This is a genomic window from Kocuria sp. WN036 (genome assembly GCF_002287015.1).
Taxonomy (GTDB): Bacteria; Actinomycetota; Actinomycetes; order Actinomycetales; family Micrococcaceae; genus Kocuria; species Kocuria rosea.
Genome location: NZ_NSKF01000067.1, coordinates 1 through 1,566, shown reverse-complemented (window position 1 = coordinate 1,566; position 1,566 = coordinate 1). Strand labels below are relative to the sequence as shown.

The window sequence follows — 1,566 nt, the reverse complement described above, 5'->3', positions numbered from 1 at the left end:
ATCGAGACACTGGTGGACGTGAGCCCACCGACACCCGGTGACGAGCCGGAAGAGAACGCGCAGCTGAGCGCGGTCGAACAAGACACCGTCCGGGAACTGGTCCGTGCCGCCCGCGCCAGCGGGGCGGCGTTGACCGGTCCCGGCGGGCTGCTGAAGCAGCTGACCAAGATGGTCGTCGAGGCCGCCCTGGACGAGGAGATGAACGAACACCTCGGCTACCAGCCCGGCGAACCCGAGGGGCGGAACCGGGGCAACTCCCGCAACGGGAAACGGGCCAAGACGGTCATCACCGACAACGCCGGCCCCGTCGAGATCGAGGTCCCACGGGACCGGGAAGCCAGCTTCGAGCCGGTGATCGTGCGTAAGCGTCAGCGGCGCCTGACGGACCTGGACCAGGTCGTGCTCTCGCTGTCGGCCAAGGGGCTGACCACCGGGGAGATCAGCGCGCACCTGGGCGAGGTCTACGGCGCGGAGGTCTCCAAGGACACCGTCACCCGCATCACCGACCGCGTCGTGGACGAGATGCAGGCCTGGTGGGCCCGGCCCCTGGAGCAGGTCTACGCGGCGGTCTTCATCGACGCGATCATGGTCAAAGTCAGGGACGGGCAGGTCCGCAACCGGCCCGTGTACGCCGCGATCGGGGTGGACCTGGCCGGGCACAAGGACATCCTGGGCATGTGGGCCGGGGACGGCGACGGGGAGTCGGCGAAATTCTGGTATGCGGTCCTCAACGACCTGAAGTCCCGCGGGGTCAGGGACGTGTTCTTCGTGGTGTGCGACGGGCTCAAGGGCTTGCCCGACAGCGTGAACGCGGTGTTCCCGCTGGCCACGGTGCAGACCTGCATCATCCACCTGATCCGCGGGACGTTCCGGTACGCCTCGAGGAAGTACTGGGACGAGCTCGCCAAGGACCTGAAGCCTGTCTACACGGCCCCGACCGCTGCCGCCGCGGAGGCCGCCCTGGAGGAGGTGGAGGACAAGTGGGGCGCCCAGTACCCGGCGATCAGCCGGCTGTGGCGGGCGGCGTGGAGCGAGTTCGTGCCGTTCTTGGACTACGACGTGGAGATCCGCCGGGTGATCTGCTCGACCAACGCCATCGAGTCCCTCAACGCCCGGTTCCGCAGGGCGGTGCGGGCACGTGGCCACTTCCCGAATGAGCAGTCCGCGATGAAGACGCTGTACCTGGTCGTGCGATCCCTGGACCCGAAGGGCACCGGGCAGACACGATGGGTCACACGGTGGAAGCCGGCGCTGAACGCCTTCGCCATCACCTTCGCCGACCGGATGCCGGCGGCGGAGAACCACTAACCATGGAAAGGGACTGATGCACGGTTCGGTGACACCTGATCTGTGGCGCTGAGAGGCGTCGATGGAAGGATGTACACCATGCCCAAGCCCTATCCCAAGGAGTTCCGCGACGACGTCGTGAACGTCGCGCGCAGCCGTGAACCCGGGCAGACGATCAAGCAGATCGCTGCCGACTTCGGCATCGCGGAATCCTGTCTGCGCAACTGGATGCGCCGAGCCGACGTCGAGGACGGTCTCAAGCCCGGAACGCCGGCGGCC

Annotated in this window: 2 protein-coding genes; both read left to right on the top strand. The window is 67.6% G+C overall.

From position 1 onward, the window contains the following. The first annotated feature begins 63 nt into the window (after positions 1-63). Positions 64-1,308, top strand: a complete 1,245-nt coding sequence (locus tag CK505_RS18060; RefSeq protein WP_141246878.1) for an IS256 family transposase — start codon at positions 64-66, stop codon at positions 1,306-1,308. Positions 1,309-1,386: 78 nt separating this feature from the next. Further along, positions 1,387-1,566: transposase (locus CK505_RS18055; RefSeq protein ID WP_141246851.1), on the top strand; the 180-nt coding region annotated here is incomplete at its 3' end.